Here is a 19,393-nt window from a genome sequence, read left to right on the forward strand (position 1 = left end):
GCTAATCACGAATATGTTTTGCAAACAGCCGATGGTTTTTTACTATCGATGAATTTAACTGATAAAATAAAAATAAATACACCGTCAGATAAAATATTTGATACTATTCATATTAGTGAATTAGATAAAAATAAAAACGCTATGGTTAATAGTGATATAGAAATTAATTTGAAACTCAATAGTATAAAAAATTATCGGAAAAACTATATTTTACTAAACATGATTAAACCCTTATTGACTACACATAATGCACAAAATACCATATTTCATGGCGATGATGATAATAATCAATTTTTATCAATTAAAAACCATTCTTATATTAATCTTTCCCATGGTACAGATAGTTATATTATAGATGATATTAAAGTTAAAGATACTAAAAATAGTCAAGATATCATTTTTGATTTTAAGGAATTAGTAACAGGTTATACTGGGCAAGATATTATTGTTATAGTGCTAAAAAATTACAGTGGTCATGATTTTTTCTTTTATGAAGATAAATTATTATATAGTAAAGATCATGATGTCGCTGAGATTAGGTTTATTAATAATACAGATGATTTTAATGGTAAAATTTATCTCTTTGATCAAAAAAACGAAAGCTTTACTATAGAATATAAAAATAACTTATATAGTATTAAGCCTACATTTGAGATAACAACTGCTACTGAGGATAATGATAATATAGTTTATAGTAAGCGTAATATTACCCAAAGAAAGATTGATGGGTTAAGCGGTGATGATATTATCACTGATATGACTGAGTTGGGTAATATTCTTATTGGTGGTAGTGGTAATGATATTATAACTGCTAAAGGTGGTAATAATGTTATCGTCGATGGAAGTGGCAATGATATTATCACATTAGGAGATGGTAATGATATTATTATAGCAATGCAAGATGATAATATTATTTCAACGGGTAAAGGTAATAATATAATAGTAATAAATTATAATAATAATGATACCAAAGTTTTTTTAAATGAAGGGAAAAATAAAATTTTTATCCAAGGAATAGAAAATATTTATCGGAATGAGTATATTGATAATAATTTAATTATTTCATCTTAAGATAATCAGCATAAAATAACAATTTATGATTATAATAAGTATGAAAATAATCTGGAAATTGATACCTCATTAAATAATGGTATACTGTTAAATAATCAAAATGTAGATTTGTTAATAAGTACCGCCGCAGCTTTTAAACAAGATAACGGTGGTGCAGTACTTACTGATTTAGCAGATAGTGAAAGAAATTTTCTTAACCAAATATATCAATATAGTGAAATGAGTAATTTATAAAAGTAATAGTTTATTTATCATAAGGATATATTCATGCCTGTTAATTATAATCCGGATATTAATTTTGCTCATAATACCTATCTCTATTTAATGGCAAAAGATAGACTTGCTTATATTGCTGAAAAATTTGTTTTACATGGTGATAAAAATATAATGAAAGATATTAATGGAAGTTTTGGTATTGGATTATCAATCTATTATATGGCTCATGTTCGACAAGGTGGTAATAAACAAGGAGGAAAATTTTTACTTGATTTAAATGATGTTATTAATATTATTGAAATGCCAATTTCAGACAATGCTCCATTATTAATGAAGGCAAAATTGATGGCGGAAAAAATTCATGCTAAAGAAAAATTAGATAGTATGCTTGCTACAGTAATTGATATTCAAAAACGCTATCTTAGTAGTATTGATATTAATAATTATGTATCAGATCCCTATATATGGCTTGATATGTTGCCGGCCGAGACGGCTCATCATTATATTGATAGAGTAAAAAATCGCGCTTTGGAATTGAATAATAGTTTAAAAAATGCCACCTGGTTTGCGGAGTTTTTTATTAGTTTAAAAGCCAGATATTTTAATAGCGATACCAGTTCGATTGATAATATTAAAGATAATTATAATGAACTATTAAGCAAAAAAAAATATGATTATTATATTGATAGTATTAGATTTACTTTAGATAATGGTGTACAAGCGATAAAATTTAGTGAAAGAGATGATCGTCATTATTATTTTTTTGATATTGATTATTTTTTTAAAAATTACCTTGATGATCCAGCAAAATATAATGCTCAGTATTTTGAGGTTTTTGCTGGTGATCATATTATGATACTATCAATAGAAAATGAACAGGATAAAATTAATTACTTTTTTTTGATAGTAATATAGGTGTATTTAATTTTGTTAATAAAGAAAAATTTAAATCGTTTTTTATTTCTTTTTTGCAAGAACATGAAAAATCTTATCACATAGTTAAAAATGAAAGTAATAATTATCAATTAAAAATAGCCGCCTATAAAGATAATAATGATATTAAATATCAATTAATTAACTTAAGTATTGAAAATGAAGTGATAGAGACAACAGCAGCAAAAATTATTTTTGAACAACAAGAAAAATTTGCCACTCGATATATTATTAGAGAACATGAGCTTTATCCGGTTGACTTTGAATTTGTAGATATTGATTTCGTTAATAAATTTTCTATTATTAAATTAACAGGCACTGTTGATAATAAAATAGTGATAAAAAAAGTAGTTATTCAGGAGTTATCCATTGATGAAATATTAAATATTCTCAGTAATGAAGTGAGCGACTTATTTTATTTGCAAAGAGAAATAACATTAATAAAATATGATCGCGATAATATCATCTATTATGAGTTTAATGATACGATTAATATTAATTAGCAACTTTCTGAAATTGAAAATGATAAAAAATTACCTTATTTGATCAAGAAAAATGATAATTTTTTATTTATGCATGATTATGTTGTTGGTAATGAGGATAATGAAAGTGTGTTTACAATGGACACTGTTTTAGATGATAAACATACCGTCATTATTCAGATTCAGGATGATAGCGTAATCAGTAATGGTGTTGAAAGATTAAAAAATAAGCATCCAGAAAATACTACTGTGATCTTTTATGATATTCGCAGTCATAAACACCAGGTTATTCATAATTCAACTGCTTTAGCAAAAGAAGGTAATGTCCGTTGGCTAATTACTGCTCATGGTTCATATTACAATGAACTATCACCGGAGTCTTTTGCTATTAGTTTACAAAATTTGAAATCTAAAATATTTGATAATCATGATCCGCAGAAAATTATTTTTTTAGGTTGTAAACAAGCTAATAATAACATAGTAAATGATAATGGCTTTAAATTTAGCCGTGCATTGTGGTCGAAGGGATTTAGTTCAACAATGGCAGCTTATACAGAAAATATTTATATTTCTGATTCGGGTCATAGGATGGCAAGAGTAAATTTTTTGGACCAACAAATGCGAGATATGCCTGCACATATATATAAAAATGTATATCAGTATCATCAAGAATCGGGGATGCTATTTGTTAATGAACAGGATTATATTTTTGCCCTATTAGATAGTATTAATCATAATCATGTATTGGATGATACCCTTTTATTAGAAAATCATGATTATTTAAAAAAATATTTTGTAAATAAGAATGGTCAATTGGATATTGACTTAATCAGATTGGTCAGTTACGAAAATGAAGCTTATCAAATTTTTAAGTCGTATTATCATGAGATAATTAATAATAATCTTAAGTTTGATAGTCAAACTTTAATATCTAGACTAAGGGAAAACGCTATAATTGAAATTCCTATTTGGCGAAAAGTCAACTTAGATTTTATATTAGCAGATAATAGTCATATACCCATTACAGCCAAAAAAAATATTATTTTAAGATTCGCTGGCGATAATAATGCTCGTCAGCAAGCTGAATTAATCGCCGCACAAGATCAGCAGAATACCTTAGTTGCTCAGATTGATACAAAACGAAAAAAATATTTTATTGAATACGGCAATTTGACTGATTTTCAAAGCCGAACTGAGCAGCATTGGTTGTTATTAGGTCAGGTTTCCCCATCAGGTAAACAATTTAGTGGTTTAGACTCACAACAATTATCACAATCTTTAATAACTCTGAAAGAGGAATTATCATTTAATAATCCGCAAGAAATATCTATTATTAGCACCACGCAGCTAGGACAACATAGTAATCCGTTTCGTGCTGATTGGATTGTATCAGGCTTAGCAAAACAGCTTTCTGCTGCTGATATTGATACTATTTTAACATTTTATACCCATAAAAAGAGTTTTTTGGTCAAACAAAATTTATTAGATTATCACGATAGTTTTTATTGCCGTTATGATCGAACCACAAAGCAGATTTTATTAAATGAAATTCCAATTACCCAAGCTTTATTGATGAGTATCGCATTAAAGGAAATTTCTATTTGGCAGGCAATAACAGAAAGCTCGTTTTACTTACAAAATTATTTCACCGATAAGCGAGGTAATATCGATGAAAATAGACTTAAACAAGCATTGTATGATCCGGTTATTAATAAAAAAATAAATCTTTTTTTTCAACAAAATTATCATATTTCTGTTAATGCCATGGACTATTGGCAAAAAATATTTATTAAAAATATTCAGCTACCAATATGGCAACAGGCGGATGAATTATCATTATTATTGGATGCAATATATGATGATCATAGCGTGTTGCATCACTTAAGTGACCGATCACGCTGGATATTAAGGCAATATTTTTCTTTAGGCCCTAATGAGATAGATCAGGGCAAACTATTCCGTTTAATTGCAAACTATCCTGAATATTTACAGCTACAGACTGCATTAAGTGATTTGATCGGCCTCTCCTCTGACAATGGCCTGGAAGGCTTATCGCTACAACTGGCATTAGAAAAAAGCAGTTATTGGCATAAACGCATACTTATCAATTTTCTCAATTGAGGCAACAAGTTAGCCACAGCGCAGATATTGAAGGGGGAATAAGATTGTTTCCCCATGCTTTTTTGTTACATGACCATAATATTTCCGCTGCTAGTATTGCAGCGACTTTAGGTATCATATATGCATATTCTATTGATTATAATGAAAATGTTCATCAATTATTGGTCTATCATCGTAAATTATATGAACAACGATTAAAGTATTCATTTGCTAGCGAAGAATTGTATTTTTTGCAACAATTTGAACATACGTTCAATAATATCAAGTATAACGAGATGATCGGTAACACCTCACAATTCATTACCAGACAATCACTCGAACAATGGTTATCAACGGCAGTAGCAGGCAGATATCAACTAAAAGCGGGCAATTTAGTCTTTACTTAGTCTATTACTCAACAGGCAGATAATTATCAATATGCTTTGTTTGATGCTAAGAGTGGCGAGATCAAACTAAGTGGGCAGGATAAACAGAATATTTCGACAGAACTATGTAAAGGATTGACTGCTTACTTAACCGTGGATCTGCCTAAGAATTTTATTATCAATAATAAGACGACTAGAGCTGCGGAAATGGGAATAGCAAAAAACGCTGTAGATCAATTTGAATTTGATATTTATCGACTCAATCTTGATCCAGTTATGAAGAATGAAATAAGTTCATTGCTATCACTATTACCCGGTAAATCTGAATCAACTGCTCTGCCATTAACTGTAAAAGTAGGCGCAATTGATATTCAATTGGCAACTTTACAGCAAGCAGGTGCGCAGATTGATAACAAACTCGTTACCTCCCAGTCAGTTAATTTATTGTCTAATCATCCAGATAAATTGACTTTTGATGTTCAGCAGCTTAATGATTATTTGACCTTGGCGAATGGTACACGAGAGAATGCAGCACTGGTTAGCCTAATTAAACAACAACTGCAGCGCTTAAATGCACAACATAGATTACTATCTAATCAACAAGATTTGGCTTCATCTGCTCTATTATTAGAAAGACTATCCGATATTAACCACGCGACTAATCTAGATAGGAGTTTTTGGTCTCGTTTTCGGCAAAATAGTATCAAATTACCTCGTTATGCCCGCATGATGAATAAAATCGGTTATGGTACCCAGGCTATTGGCCTATTCCAATTGGCTAATTCTACCCAGATGATGTTAGCAGAGCGACAGTTAGCACAATTAAGTGATGAGCAGCGAAGTACAATTGATAAAAATATTATCATTGCCTGGAGTGCTGCTGGAGCCAATTTTAGTACTGATATTTTACAACCATTACTATTAAAAATGGCTTATAAAGCCACTGGTAGCTATAGTGTAGCCGGAACTTTTACTGGACGAGCGGCCATGCTTTTAAATATAGTTGCGACAGGTTTTGATGTTTATTATGCCTATGAAAGTTTTAGTCAACTGGCGACAGAACAAGATGCTGATGTTCGCCAGGATCTGATAGTCAATGGTACATTTTCATTGCTGGGTGCAGGTATTGGCGTTGGCACGGCGTTTGCTATTTTAGTTGGTTCATCAGTGGCCGGCCCTGTTAGTATTGCTATTGGTGCCGCATTAATGCTAGGCGGAATGACGTATAATGCGGTGCGAACAGTCGAGAAAATTAAACAAAAGATTAAATTAACTTCTGAGGAAGAATTTGAAACCGGTTTACAGGCGGCTTTGGGATTGAATTTATCATATGTAATAAAAAACAGATTACAGCAACATCAGATAGCAGATACTTTTCAACGAGCGTTATTGGAAAAACAGCGCAATCAATTTGAAGATATACTTAAACCAGCAGGCTATAATTTACATTTTTATATCGAAGAAGCACAGCAGGTTGAAGAACTGCCTTATTTTCATTTGATAGATAAACAGACAAATGAATATATTGTTGACCAGGATATTGAAGAGTTAATAATAGCAAAAAATACCAATTTATTTTCAAATTCAGTGACAACTTTATGGACAACTGACAATATTGATTTTGCGATAGAACAGAATAAAAGACGTTTTTCTGAAGCAGAAGTGAAACTAATTCTACGACAATTTCCCCATCGTTATGAGGTTGATCGAGTAAAAATAAAAGAATATATTCCCACTTCTTATGTAGCTACTGAGAAAATTATTTTATTGGCACAGGTTCATGATAATATATTGTCAAATTTTGGCGATATTGCTGTTGAACAAAATAAAATATTTACTTCTAATAGTGAAAAATCAAAAGTACTCTATTTCACCGCATTAAATAATCCCTATGATCATAATTATGATCTTATTGAAAACTATCTGACAGAAACTTACCAGAAAGAGAAGATTTCCGCAGTAAGTTTTAATACAGCCAATGGTAATGATGTTATTATTGGATTAGATACACTAGTCAATCGATTTGAAATTTATAATGGTAAAAAAATATTTATTGCGGGTAACAAAGATGATATTTTTATTTTCAATAATAGGCAATTTGCAATTAATGAAATAAAACATCTTTATGCTAAAGAAGGTAATGATAGCATTATTATCAATACCTTACCTATTCAACAAGATTTAGGCCTTATAGAGCCGGATTTTTCTATTTATAATAAACATAATGATACTAGTTTTTTTGGTAGTTATATTGATTTAGCAAATAGTACTGTAAAATATTTAAAACGACCTTTTCACCAATTTGAGTATTCCTGGAATGTAATGAAAAATTTTATTAATAGTAGCAGTAATACTTCCCAGCTTGTTGCGTCTATTAATAATTTTGAAAATGCCCGTGGGCCTGATAAGGCACATAATATTATTATCGGTAATGAAAAAAATAATATTTTATCTGCTGGTAATGGGCATGCAATATTACATGGTGGCGAAGGTAATGATGCGCTTTTGTTAACTAAGGGCTATGCTAATGGCGGCAGTGGCGTTGATCGGTATGTTATTCAACGTTATAACTGGATGGATCATATAAAATTTTTACCTGACCATCGTTTTTATAATCAATGGGATGCAGAACAGCAAATTTTTATTAATCCAAACCAACACAAGCCGCAATTTAAATTTAATCGATTGTTCGATTACCATTCTAACGTGGTTATTGATGAAGAAGGCGACAATGGTGAAACTATTGTTGAACTGGAGTATCAGTTAGATGAAATAAAATTATTTGCATTAAAAGATAGTGATGTCATCCTTAAAATTGAAATAGCGGTGCCATCTGAACTAAATAAAGTTGCTAAAAGTGATATCGAAATTAAATTAAAAAATGCCTATGGTTATCATAAAAATGGTAAGCATTTTTTAACTCATCAATATAATATCCTTACTCAGGATGGCTTTATATTGACACCTTACTTACCTCAGTCAGCCAATTTACTTAACGCTCAACCAATATTATATGAAGCTATGTATGTTAGGCGTTTAGAGCGTCATATTACCGCGGCTCGACCCTATTTTGTTGCCATTGATTTGGCTAAAAATAGCATAGAAACTTATAAAAAGGTTTATCACTTACCAGATAATATTAGGCCTATGCAAACCACATTGGAGGCGCTGGAAACAGTATTTTCCGGCGATCGGCATGATAATTATTTTTATAATATAAAAAGTGATAGCTATTTTCATATAACCAAAGGAGTGGATCATTATTATATTAGTGATATGTCAATATTAAATTTAGCCTCTATTTATATTACTTTTGATTATAGCAAAATAAATGAACATTATACTGACAATGACAGGATAATTATTTATCTTGCTGAATATAGTGGTTATGATTTTTTCTTTGTTAATAACGAATTAGTACATAAAGATAAAAAAAATGATATAGCCAGAATAAAATTTATAAATTGGCAGCAATTAGAATCAATAAATATTCTAATTCAGGACAAAAATCAGCAAAAATTTAATATAACTTTGTCTGAGCAGGGTAACTTTATAACACCATTGGATCCTATTCAGATGGCAACAGAACAAGATGATATTATTGTGTTGCCACTCGATTATCGCATAAATGACAAAATACTTGATGCCGGCGATGGTAATGATATTGTCACTGATGTTAGTGAAAAAGGGCATATTATAAAAGGCGGAAAAGGGAATGATATTATTACGGTTAAGGCGGGGAATAATATTCTGCTTGATGGTGAGGGTGATGATGCACTCTATGGCGGTGATGGCGATGATATTCTTATCTCCACTAGCGGAAATGTTACTTTAGCGGCAGGAAAAGGCAACAATATTATTTTTATCAATCAGCTTAATGGCGACGTTAAAATTATTAATAATGGGGGTAAAGATACCATTATTTTACAGGATAAAAAGATAGCGGATTATCAGATTGTGGATCACGATGGTAATCGCTCATATCTATCTACTGATGGTTTATCTAGCCTAGTGATCGAAGGTTATGACCAACAACATGCTGTTATTAATGCGGCGATTGGTCAGGGAGAAACGCTCAATAATAGACAACTTGATAGTTTAATTGATTTTATAGCTGCGTTTGATCCTAATGGAGAGAATGGCAGCATCAATTTAACTACTTATCTACCTACCTTTGATATTAATCTAGATTTTAGTGTTGCGACATTGATGTAAATACAATTATTAATAAATAAAAATTGAATATTAGGCTTTAGTGATTATTAACAATGACAGTTTTTTGTTTCATTTAATTATTAATAAGTAACGATGTAAAAATAACCAGCTAAATTGATTTTAATCAATTTAGGTATGAGCAAATAATCAACTATGTTATTCTTAGGCAAAATAAACTTTTTTTGAAAAATTATGCCATTTAAAGCTAATTATCAAATATATTTAAATAAGAAAAAATTATTTTAGGATAAGGTAGTTATGATGACGCCAAAAACCAAGATTATCATTGTCGGTGGTGGGGCAGGAGGATTAGAACTTGCAACTAAATTAGGGCATAAATTAGGGCGCAAGCATAAAGCTGAAATTATATTAGTTGATCGTAATCAAAGCCATTTGTGGAAACCGCTACTGCATGAAGTTGCGGCTGGCTCTTTGGATGACGGCGTTGATGCGCTGAGTTATTTGGCGCATGCCCGTAATCACTATTTTCATTTTCAATTAGGTTGTTTGACAGATATTGATCGTGAAAATAAAACCATTAAGCTTGCAGCGATACATGATAAAGAAGGGCAATTATTAGTTCCTGAACGACAGCTAGATTTTGATATTTTAGTTATGGCGTTAGGTAGTGTATCTAATGATTTTGGTACTGCCGGTGTAAAAGAACATTGTATTTTCTTAGATAACCCGAAGCAAGCACATCGTTTCCATGATGAAATGTTAAATTTATTTCTCAGTTACTCTGTGCGGCATAAACCGGATGATAAGATCAATATTGCGATTGTTGGTGGCGGTGCAACTGGAGTGGAATTGTCTGCTGAACTGTATAATGCTATCGAGCAATTAACGAGTTATGGTTTTGAAGGCTTGAATAAGGAAGCTCTTAATGTAACCCTGGTTGAAGCTGGAGAACGCATATTACCGGCTTTGCCTATACGGATCTCTACAGCAGCTCATCATGAATTAACTAAATTGGGTGTGCGTGTTTTAACCCAGACTATGGTAACTAGTGCAGATGCTGATGGTCTCAATACCAAATCGGCAGAAAAGATTAACGCCGATCTTATGGTTTGGGCGGCCGGTATTAAAGCACCTGATTTTATGCAGCAAATTGGTGGTTTAGAAACTAATCGAATTAATCAATTGATTGTTAAACCAACCCTACAAACGACACTTGATAGTACTATTTTTGCCATTGGTGATTGTGCCTCTTGCCCTAAAAAAGAGGGGGGATTTGTGCCTCCACGGGCACAAGCTGCCCATCAAATGGCGACTTTATGTTATAAAAATATTCTGGCATTACTAGAAGGTAAAGAGTTAAAAGAGTATGTCTATAAAGATCATGGCTCCTTAGTCTCATTGTCTCGTTTTAGTACCGTTGGCAGTTTGATGGGAAATTTAGTAGGCGGTGATATGATGGTTGAAGGAAAAATTGCTCGTATAGTCTATATTTCACTTTATCGCATGCATCAGATAGCATTACACGGTTATATTAAAACTGGATTGATGATGTTAGTGGGTAGCATTAATCGTATCATTCGACCGAGATTAAAATTACACTAATTTACGCTGAGTATTATTAATAGCTCTAGATTTGATATTAACCATTGCGTCTTATTTTAATTAAATAAGACGCAATGAATTAATTTATACTTGATGTGATTGAAAATCGGCTATTAATTGACCAACGAAAGAGAGCCTTTCAGTATAATTGCTTAGTGGTTTAACAAATTTCAATTTATTAGGCCCATCTAGCCGATAAATAGCGGGTGAATTTTGTAGTAATTCGATAAGAAAAGTGGCGTTGACTCTATTTTGTTCACTAAATTCAATAAATCCGCCTTTTTCATGTGCTTCTATTCGTTTAATACCTAATGCTTGCGCATGTATCCGGATGGCAGTAGATTGGAGTAACTGCTTGCCTGCATCGGGTAGGCTACCGAAACGATCGATAAGTTCAATTTTTAACTCATCCAACTCATTGTCATGTTTGGCGCTAGCGATCCTTTTATAAAAAGATAATCTGAGATTGACATCGGGTATGTAATCATCCGGCAGTAGTACCGGCATTCTTAACTCAATTTCAGTCTGTTGGCGGGTTAGCTCTTCTAAAGAAGGTTGTTTGCCTTGCTTTAACGCCTCAACGGCATTTTCTAGCAGTTCCATATAAAGTGTAAATCCGATAGTGGTCATCTGTCCGCTTTGTTCTTCACCAAGCAACTCTCCTGCCCCTCGAATTTCTAGATCATGGGTTGCTAATGCAAAGCCAGCACCAAGATCTTCCAGCGCTGCAATCGCTTCAAGCCGTTTTTGCGCATCGATGGTCATCGCTTTCGGCTGGGGTGTTAAGAGATAAGCATAGGCTTGATGATAAGAGCGACCAACTCTGCCACGTAATTGATGTAATTGCGCTAAACCAAAATGATCGGCACGTTCAATAATGATAGTATTAGCGCTAGGAATATCGATTCCTGTTTCAATAATGGTGGTGCAAATTAATACATTGAATCGCTGCCGATGGAAATCGGTCATCACTCGCTCCAAATCTCTCTCACGCATTTGCCCATGGCCAATTACAAAACGCGCTTCAGGTACCAGCGACTCCAAACGCTGTTTGGCTTTCTCAATATATTTTACATCATTAAACAGATAATAAACTTGTCCACCACGCAATATTTCACGCAAAATGGCTTCCCGCACTATTAAGTCGTCATATTGACGAACAAAGGTTTTAACGGATAATCGACGAGAAGGAGGAGTAGCAATAATAGACAGATCACGCATGCCACTCATTGCCATATTAAGGGTTCGAGGTATAGGTGTTGCCGTTAATGTCAGAATATCAACATTAGCTCGCATCGATTTAATTAACTCTTTGTGACGAACCCCGAAACGATGTTCCTCATCGACAATCAATAATCCAAGTGCTTTCCAACGAATATCATTTTGCAGTAATTTATGGGTACCAATCAAGATATCTATTTTTCCTTCAGCCGCTGCATTGATAATCTGTAGCTGCTCTTTGTTACTACGAAAGCGTGACAGCATTTCAATCCGTACTGGCCAGTTAGCAAAACGGTCGCGAAAATTATCGAAATGTTGTTGCGCCAGTAGCGTTGTTGGCACCAATACGGCAACTTGTTGATTATTGGTTATTGCCAGGAATGCAGCTCGCATCGCTACTTCGGTTTTACCAAAGCCAACATCACCACAGACTAAGCGATCCATGGCAATTGGTTGGCACATATCACTTAAAACAGCATTAATAGCTTGTTCTTGATCGACGGTGGTTTCGAAGGTAAAACCTTGACAAAAAAGTTGATATTGCATTTTATCGTGTTTGAAAGCAAAACCTGGCTTGATACTACGCTGAGCGTGAATATCTAACAACTCGGCGGCAACATCACGAATTTTTTCGGCTGCTTTTTGTTTCGCTTTAATCCAGACATCACCACCTAATTTATGTAGTGGTGCACTTTCATCACTGGCACCACTATAGCGACTAATTAAATTTAGGGATGAAACAGGAACATAAAGTTTATCATTGCCAGCATATGTTAGCACTAAGTACTCGGCTTGAATACCGCCCGCAGCTAAAGTGGTTAAGCCCTGATAACGCCCAACACCATGTTCAAGGTGAACAACGGGTTGTCCTGGTCGCAATTCGGCTAGATTACGGATCAATAGATCGGTATTAATGGCTTTACGTTGTTCGGTATGACGTTGAATAACCCGTTCACCTAAAATATCGCTTTCACAAATAAAGGCAATTTGTTGATCTTGATTAATAAACCCCTGTTCAGCCGCACCCACTGTAATATAAAAACCAGGTTTATGAGCTTCATGCAAGGTTTTAATCCTGGTGGGATCAATTTTTATCCGTGCCAGTAACTCTTGTACTGTTTCACGTCGCCCAGCGCTTTCGGCAGAAAAAACAATCCGCCCAGTAAAATTCTTACTGAATTGATCGAGCTTATTTAGTGGAGCTTTATTCTGCTGACTGATACTTAAATCAGGTAAAGCTAAGTAGGGCAAGTTGGTATAGCCTGCTTTTTGGGCAACCGATTCAACGGATATTTTAATACGCGGCCATGCTTTAAGGCCACGATTAAGTTGTTCGCTATTTAGCCAAAGTGTTTCAGGGGGTAGTAGCGGACGCATGGGATCAACTCGGCGACTCTCATAGCGCTGATAAGTGTCAGTCCAAAATCTATCAGTAGCGGCAGCTAAATCTTGGGTAATTAGCAATGTATTGGCAGGTAAATAGTCAAACAGCGAAGATAACGGCTGATTAAAAAAAAGAGGTTGCCAATATTCAATTCCTGCAGGTAGTATTTTTTTACTGATTTGTTGATAAATATGCTCAGGATCACGGCGTACGTCGAAATGTTCTCGCCATTGGCTACGAAATAATTCAATGGCTTTATCATCAGTCGGGAATTCGTGAGCAGGCAGTAAATTTATCTGCTCAACTTCACTAATCGTAAGTTGGCTATCAACATCAAAAGTTCTTAAGCTATCGATTTCATCATCAAAAAAGTCAATCCGATACGGAAAGTCGCTACCCATTGGAAAGAGATCTAGTAACGCTCCACGTGTAGCATATTCACCATGTTCGAGCACTTGATCAACGTTTCGATAACCGGCTTTATCGAGATTATTACGCAATTTTTCACGTGCAAGTTTATCTCCTTTATGCATAACCAGGGCATTGCTGGTTAGAAAATCAATAGGGCAAACTTTTTGCATTAAGGTATTAACCGGAAGAATTAATAAACCTTTTGTCAGGGTTGGTAGTCGATAAAGGTTGGCTAACCGCGTTGAAATAATTTCTTGATGTGGTGAAAAACTATCATAAGGAAGCGTTTCCCAATCTGAAAGCATTGTGACTAAATTTGGCGAAAATTGTTGTATTTCATCACATAATTTTAAGGCATTATGCGTATCTTGAGTGATCAAAACCACAAGACCCGGATGGCGATCGACAATATCAGCACACTCAACAGCGGCTGCCGCGCCAATTAGACACCCCAAATGGCGAGTATCACCTTGCTGTTTGGGGAGTTGGTAATAATATTTTGCCGACATATGGATTAATTAATTCTCATTGATAGAAATTGTAATACTTGTTTTGTTGACACTAAAACAAACGAAAAATAGTCTAATCTGTTAAGTTAGATATAAAAAATCGTAAAACATTGGCTTAGGGTGGTTCCATTCAGTAACGCTACCCTTTATTATCGCCAAACACTTCGCTTTGGCAACAGAGGTATATCGGATTTCATGTCTCAGTCTGTTATCTTTTATATTGGTCTACGTTACATGCGTGGACGAACAGGTGACCGGTTTGGTCGGTTTGTATCGAGTTTATCTACGATTGGCATTGCACTAGGCGTTATGGCATTAATTACCGTCACTGCTGTTATGAATGGTTTTGAACGTTCATTGCAACAGAGTATTTTGGCATACATGCCACAGGCTATTTTAACGACACCTAAAGGTAATCTCAATCCCAATCAATATCCAGCAAAAAATGTAACCTATTTACAGGGAATTAATCGCATAGCCCCCATTGTTGAAAGTGATGTGGTATTACAGAGCAGGCAAAATGTGGGAGTTGCGGTTATGATCGGCGTTGATGAAGCGTCGAGCGAGCCTTTGTTAAAACATCTGCAAGAGGTTGATCCGACAGTTTTAACCGCCGGCAGTTATCATGTTATTTTAGGCATAAAATTGGCTGAACAACTGGAGGTAAAGCGAGGAGATCAATTGAGATTAATTGTGCCTGGAGTTAGTCAACTTACACCAATGGGCAGAATACCCAGTCAGCGTTTATTCACGGTAGCTGGCGTTTTTGCTACCCAAGGTGAAGCCGATAATAGTGAATTATTGGTTAATCAGCAGGATGCGGCACGATTAATGCGTTATCCGATCGGTCATATTACGGGTTGGCGTCTTTATCTTGATTCACCTTTAACTGTTGATAGCTTGAGTCAACAAACGTTACCGACAGGTATGATATGGAAGGATTGGCGAGAACGAAAAGGAGAGTTTTTTCAGGCGGTTAGAATGGAAAAAAATATGATGGGCTTATTATTGAGTCTCATTATTGCCGTGGCAGCGTTTAATATTGTTACTTCACTTTCATTATTAGTCATGGAAAAACAGTCTGAAGTGGCTATTTTACAGACATTAGGTTTAAAGCGAGGCCAAATTATGGCTATTTTTATGCTACAGGGAGCTGGAGCTGGGATCATTGGTACCCTCATTGGCACATTATTAGGTCTATTTATCGCAAGCCAGCTTAATATAATAATGCCAATGTTAGGTTTATTAGCTAAGGGTATCGAATTGCCGATATCTATTGATCCTGGCCGTATTATATTCATTGCTTTATCTTCAATTGCTATCTCATTATTGGCTACCCTTTATCCAGCTTGGCGTGCAGCCACCGTACAACCTGCAGAGGCTTTACGTTATGAATAATTCTCCGCTACTAGTTTGCCAAGACCTCTGTAAAAGTTATCAAGATGGCAAAATTTCGACTAACGTGCTTAAAAATATCTCATTTTCTATCAACAAGAGTGAAATGATGGCAATTCTGGGTAGCTCAGGTTCTGGCAAGAGTACGCTACTTCATTTATTGGGTGGGTTAGATACGCCAACCAGTGGGGAGGTCATTTTTAATGGTAAAAAAATTAGTTCGCTTTCTACCAGTGACAGAGCAGAACTGCGTAATCAAGAGTTAGGATTTATTTATCAATTTCATCATCTATTACCGGATTTTACCGCGTTGGAAAATGTGATGATGCCATTATTAATTGGCGGAATGACACGGATAAAAGCGCAACAAAAAGCCGATGAAATGCTAGCCGCAGTAGGTTTATCGCATCGAGTAAATCATCGTCCGGCTGAATTATCTGGCGGTGAGCGTCAACGAGTTGCAATTGCCCGGGCAATCGTTAACGAACCCGCTTTAGTATTAGCCGATGAACCAACAGGTAATTTAGATTTACACAATGCAGATGTCATTTTTGATCTATTATTGGAACTTAATCAGCAAAAGGGAACGGCATTTTTAGTAGTAACCCATGATTTGCGGCTCGCTGGCCGTTTAACGCGTCAGTTGGAAATGCGGGATGGTTATTTACAGGATGAGCGGACCTTAAAGGGAGTGCAATAATCATGGCGGAATTGCCCGGTGCGTTAAAAATTGCACTTCGCTTTAGTCGAGGTAAAAAAAGGGCTGGCTTGGTTTCATTGATATCAATTATCTCTACACTGGGTATTGTGCTCGGCGTTGCTGTGTTAATTATTGGTTTAAGTGCGATGAATGGCTTTGAACGTGAATTAAAAAATCGCATACTTTCAGTTGTCCCTCATGGCCAGATTGCGGCAGTCAATCAACCTTATTTAAATTGGCAAGCTGATTTAGCTAAGGTGCGACAAACTTCCGGAGTGGTTGGTGTATCACCGTATATTAATTTTACCGGATTACTTGAAAAAGGAAGTGCGTTGAAAGCAATTCAAGTAGCCGGTGTTGATTTATCGTCAGAGCAAACTGTCAGTTCATTACCTAATTTTATATTGAATGATGCATGGCAAAAATTAAAACCAGGCAATAACGAAATTATTTTAGGTCAAGGTGTCGCAGAAACATTAAAAGTTTCGCCCGGCGATCATATTACCATCATGATCCCTAATCATGATGATAAATTACGTATTCAGCAACCGAATCGAATTAGTGTCACAGTTATTGGTGTATTCAAATTAAATGGCATGTTAGATCATCAATTGGCAATCGTACCATTGCAAGATGCCCAGCAATATTTAGCCTATGGTGATGGTATTACTGGTTTTCAGATCCGTGTAACGGATGTTTTTGCTGCCAATAAAGTTGTTTATGATGCAGGCATAAATACTGGCCATTATGTCACTATTAAAAGTTGGATAGCCGATTATGGTTACATGTATAGCGATATTCAAATGGTAAGAGGCATCATGTATCTTGCCATGATATTGGTCATTGGTGTTGCCTGTTTTAATATTGTATCTACGCTGGTCATGGCGGTAAAAGACAAAAGCAGTGATATTGCGATATTAAGAACACTTGGTGCTAAAGATAGTTTTATTCGTGCGATTTTTTTATGGTATGGATTAATAACGGGAATGGTTGGTTGTTTTATTGGTATGTTAGTTGGGGTTTTTATATCACTAAATTTAACGACTATTATTAAATGTATAGAAAATATTGTTGGTCATCCTATTTTGTCCGGTGATGTTTATTTTATCGATTTTTTACCCTCTGAGCTGCATATTACCGATGTATTTTATGTCATGTTAACAACATTAATTTTAAGTTTACTCGCTAGTTGGTATCCAGCTAAACGGGCAACAAAAATAGATCCGGCGCGTATTTTGAGTGGGCAATAACCGTTGTGGTTTTTGCTGGCATTATCTAAAAGAGGCGATTGTTTGATTGAAAGTAATGGGTCGTATAGCATGAAAAAGGATACTGTCTATGATGCGGTTTCATTGTCGGCTTAGAAAGTTACGTAAAAAGAAAAACTTACATCGACAAAGATTTCGTTGTTGTCTTTTTTACCGTGATAAACAGTTGATTGATAAGATGAAAAGAAAAAAAATTGTCATTTTAACCGGCGCCGGTATTTCTGCTGAGTCTGGCATTCGTACTTTTCGAGCTACAGATGGTTTATGGGAAGAGCATCGAGTTGAAGATGTCGCAACACCTGAAGGTTTTGTTAGAGATCCAGAATTAGTACAACGTTTTTATAATCAGCGTCGTTATCAATTACAGCAACCGGATATAAAACCCAATGCCGCCCATTATGCGTTAGCCAAATTAGAACATCTTCTGGGTGATAATTTTTTATTAGTTACGCAAAATATTGATAACTTGCATGAAAAAGCAGGTAATAGACGCATTATTCACATGCATGGTGAATTATTAAAAGCTCGTTGTTGCCAAACAGGTCAGATTATTGAATGGAAAGGTGATTTAACCACCGATGATCGTTGTCACTGTTGCCAATTTCCGCAACCTTTGCGTCCCCATATTGTCTGGTTTGGTGAAATGCCACTAGGCATGGAGGTGATTTATCAAGCTCTATCATCAGCGGATATTTTTATCGCCATTGGTACCTCGGGCCATGTTTATCCTGCTGCTGGATTTGTCCATGAAGCTAAACTTGCTGGTGCACATACTGTTGAATTAAATCTTGAGCCCAGTCAGATCGAAAGCCAGTTTGATGAAAAACATTATGGCGCGGCAACAAAAATTGTTGAAAAGTATATTGACGGTTTAGTTGCAGAGTTCAAACTATGATTAAGTATTAGTGTGTTTTATTAATATATGCTGCTAAAGCTGATTTGACGCAATAATTGTCATTAATTCCTTCCGCATAATGCGCTAACAATTCATTGAGGGAGGAGAAATGGATAGGCTTTTAGAGCGTTTTTGGGAATATATTGCGATTAACAGTCAGTCAAAGACTTATACAAAATCTAAGCCTAGCAGTTCTGGCCAAGTAAAATTAGCGCAGTTATTATTGAGCGAACTATCAGAGTTAGGAATTTCTACTAGCGAGCTGCTAGAAAACGGTTGTGTAATGGCGAAGCTACCCGCCAATATTGAACGTTCTATTCCTGCTATTGGTTTTATTTCCCATCTCGATACTTCACCTGATTTTGTCGGTAAAAATGTTAAGCCGCAACTCATTGAAAATTATCGTGGTGGTGATATCGCATTAGGTATTGGTAATTCGGTATTATCACCCGTGACGTTTCCCATTCTGCATGAAATGATAGGTAAAACGATAATTACTACTGATGGTAAAACTTTATTAGGGGCAGAAAATAAAGCGGGTATTGCTGAAATTATGACGGCGATAAGCCATCTTAACCTCCAAAGGGTACTCCCACCGACATAAGGTGGGAGGGGAATTTGGTCGGGCTTGAAAAGCCCGAAGA

At 35.0% G+C, this 19,393-nt stretch carries 12 protein-coding genes and 1 pseudogene; 12 read left to right on the forward strand and 1 reads right to left on the reverse strand.

Annotated elements, in window-relative coordinates; genetic code table 11:
* Nucleotides 1-18 precede the first annotated feature (18 nt).
* From H1X92_RS11240 to H1X92_RS11270, 7 genes are all read left to right on the forward strand, one after another.
* Nucleotides 19-1,071 carry a hypothetical protein gene (locus H1X92_RS11240; RefSeq protein ID WP_180560238.1) on the forward strand — a complete coding sequence of 351 codons (1,053 nt, stop codon included), beginning with the start codon at nucleotides 19-21 and terminating at the stop codon, nucleotides 1,069-1,071.
* A gap of 267 nt (nucleotides 1,072-1,338) precedes the next feature.
* Nucleotides 1,339-2,202: a hypothetical protein gene (locus tag H1X92_RS11245; protein WP_180560239.1), complete on the forward strand. Its 864-nt coding sequence runs from the start codon at nucleotides 1,339-1,341 to the stop codon at nucleotides 2,200-2,202.
* 53 nt (nucleotides 2,203-2,255) lie between these two features.
* Nucleotides 2,256-2,723, forward strand: a complete 468-nt coding sequence (locus H1X92_RS11250) for a hypothetical protein (RefSeq protein WP_180560240.1) — start codon at nucleotides 2,256-2,258, stop codon at nucleotides 2,721-2,723.
* Nucleotides 2,724-2,840: 117 nt separating this feature from the next.
* On the forward strand, nucleotides 2,841-4,823 hold the full coding sequence (locus H1X92_RS11255; RefSeq protein ID WP_233458157.1) for a C80 family cysteine peptidase: 1,983 nt from the start codon (nucleotides 2,841-2,843) through the stop codon (nucleotides 4,821-4,823).
* A gap of 44 nt (nucleotides 4,824-4,867) precedes the next feature.
* Nucleotides 4,868-5,209, forward strand: a complete 342-nt coding sequence (locus H1X92_RS11260; RefSeq protein ID WP_180560242.1) for a hypothetical protein — start codon at nucleotides 4,868-4,870, stop codon at nucleotides 5,207-5,209.
* A gap of 36 nt (nucleotides 5,210-5,245) precedes the next feature.
* Nucleotides 5,246-9,403, forward strand: coding sequence for a calcium-binding protein (locus H1X92_RS11265; protein WP_180560243.1), 4,158 nt, complete (start codon nucleotides 5,246-5,248; stop codon nucleotides 9,401-9,403).
* A gap of 258 nt (nucleotides 9,404-9,661) precedes the next feature.
* Complete coding sequence (locus tag H1X92_RS11270; RefSeq protein WP_180560244.1) at nucleotides 9,662-10,966, forward strand: NAD(P)/FAD-dependent oxidoreductase; 1,305 nt, start codon at nucleotides 9,662-9,664, stop codon at nucleotides 10,964-10,966.
* Between the two features lie 84 nt (nucleotides 10,967-11,050).
* Here the strand turns inward: H1X92_RS11270 and mfd are convergent, their stop codons facing one another.
* Complete coding sequence (mfd, locus tag H1X92_RS11275) at nucleotides 11,051-14,491, reverse strand: transcription-repair coupling factor (protein ID WP_180560245.1); 3,441 nt, start codon at nucleotides 14,489-14,491, stop codon at nucleotides 11,051-11,053.
* A gap of 195 nt (nucleotides 14,492-14,686) precedes the next feature.
* On the opposite strand from mfd, the gene lolC reads away from it, so the two are divergent.
* From lolC to H1X92_RS11300, 5 genes and pseudogenes are all read left to right on the forward strand, one after another.
* Nucleotides 14,687-15,889: a lipoprotein-releasing ABC transporter permease subunit LolC gene (gene lolC, locus H1X92_RS11280; RefSeq protein WP_180560246.1), complete on the forward strand. Its 1,203-nt coding sequence runs from the start codon at nucleotides 14,687-14,689 to the stop codon at nucleotides 15,887-15,889.
* On the forward strand, nucleotides 15,882-16,586 hold the full coding sequence (lolD, locus tag H1X92_RS11285) for a lipoprotein-releasing ABC transporter ATP-binding protein LolD (protein ID WP_180560247.1): 705 nt from the start codon (nucleotides 15,882-15,884) through the stop codon (nucleotides 16,584-16,586). The genes lolC and lolD overlap by 8 nt, the downstream gene beginning before the upstream one ends.
* Nucleotides 16,587-16,588: 2 nt before the next feature.
* Nucleotides 16,589-17,836 (forward strand): lipoprotein-releasing ABC transporter permease subunit LolE, encoded by a 1,248-nt coding sequence (lolE, locus tag H1X92_RS11290; protein ID WP_180560248.1) that lies wholly within the window; start codon nucleotides 16,589-16,591, stop codon nucleotides 17,834-17,836.
* Nucleotides 17,837-17,927: 91 nt separating this feature from the next.
* Nucleotides 17,928-18,749, forward strand: a complete 822-nt coding sequence (gene cobB, locus H1X92_RS11295; protein WP_180560253.1) for a Sir2 family NAD+-dependent deacetylase — start codon at nucleotides 17,928-17,930, stop codon at nucleotides 18,747-18,749.
* 109 nt (nucleotides 18,750-18,858) lie between these two features.
* Nucleotides 18,859-19,338, forward strand: a pseudogene (locus H1X92_RS11300) (peptidase T); the annotation flags it as partial.
* Nucleotides 19,339-19,393: the final 55 nt, after the last annotated feature.

Origin of the sequence: Arsenophonus endosymbiont of Apis mellifera, assembly GCF_903968575.1 — a bacterium.
Classification (GTDB): domain Bacteria; phylum Pseudomonadota; class Gammaproteobacteria; order Enterobacterales; family Enterobacteriaceae; genus Arsenophonus; species Arsenophonus apicola.

What these genes read in the sequence shown, in the direction of transcription:
- H1X92_RS11245 (WP_180560239.1), top strand. Translation starts at nt 1,339, where the DNA reads ATGCCTGTTAATTATAATCCGGATATTAATTTTGCTCATAATACCTAT.
- H1X92_RS11255 (WP_233458157.1), top strand. Translation starts at nt 2,841, where the DNA reads ATGGACACTGTTTTAGATGATAAACATACCGTCATTATTCAGATTCAG.
- H1X92_RS11270 (WP_180560244.1), top strand. Translation starts at nt 9,662, where the DNA reads ATGATGACGCCAAAAACCAAGATTATCATTGTCGGTGGTGGGGCAGGA.
- mfd (WP_180560245.1), bottom strand. Translation starts at nt 14,491, where the DNA reads ATGTCGGCAAAATATTATTACCAACTCCCCAAACAGCAAGGTGATACT.
- lolC (WP_180560246.1), top strand. Translation starts at nt 14,687, where the DNA reads ATGTCTCAGTCTGTTATCTTTTATATTGGTCTACGTTACATGCGTGGA.
- lolD (WP_180560247.1), top strand. Translation starts at nt 15,882, where the DNA reads ATGAATAATTCTCCGCTACTAGTTTGCCAAGACCTCTGTAAAAGTTAT.
- lolE (WP_180560248.1), top strand. Translation starts at nt 16,589, where the DNA reads ATGGCGGAATTGCCCGGTGCGTTAAAAATTGCACTTCGCTTTAGTCGA.
- cobB (WP_180560253.1), top strand. Translation starts at nt 17,928, where the DNA reads ATGCGGTTTCATTGTCGGCTTAGAAAGTTACGTAAAAAGAAAAACTTA.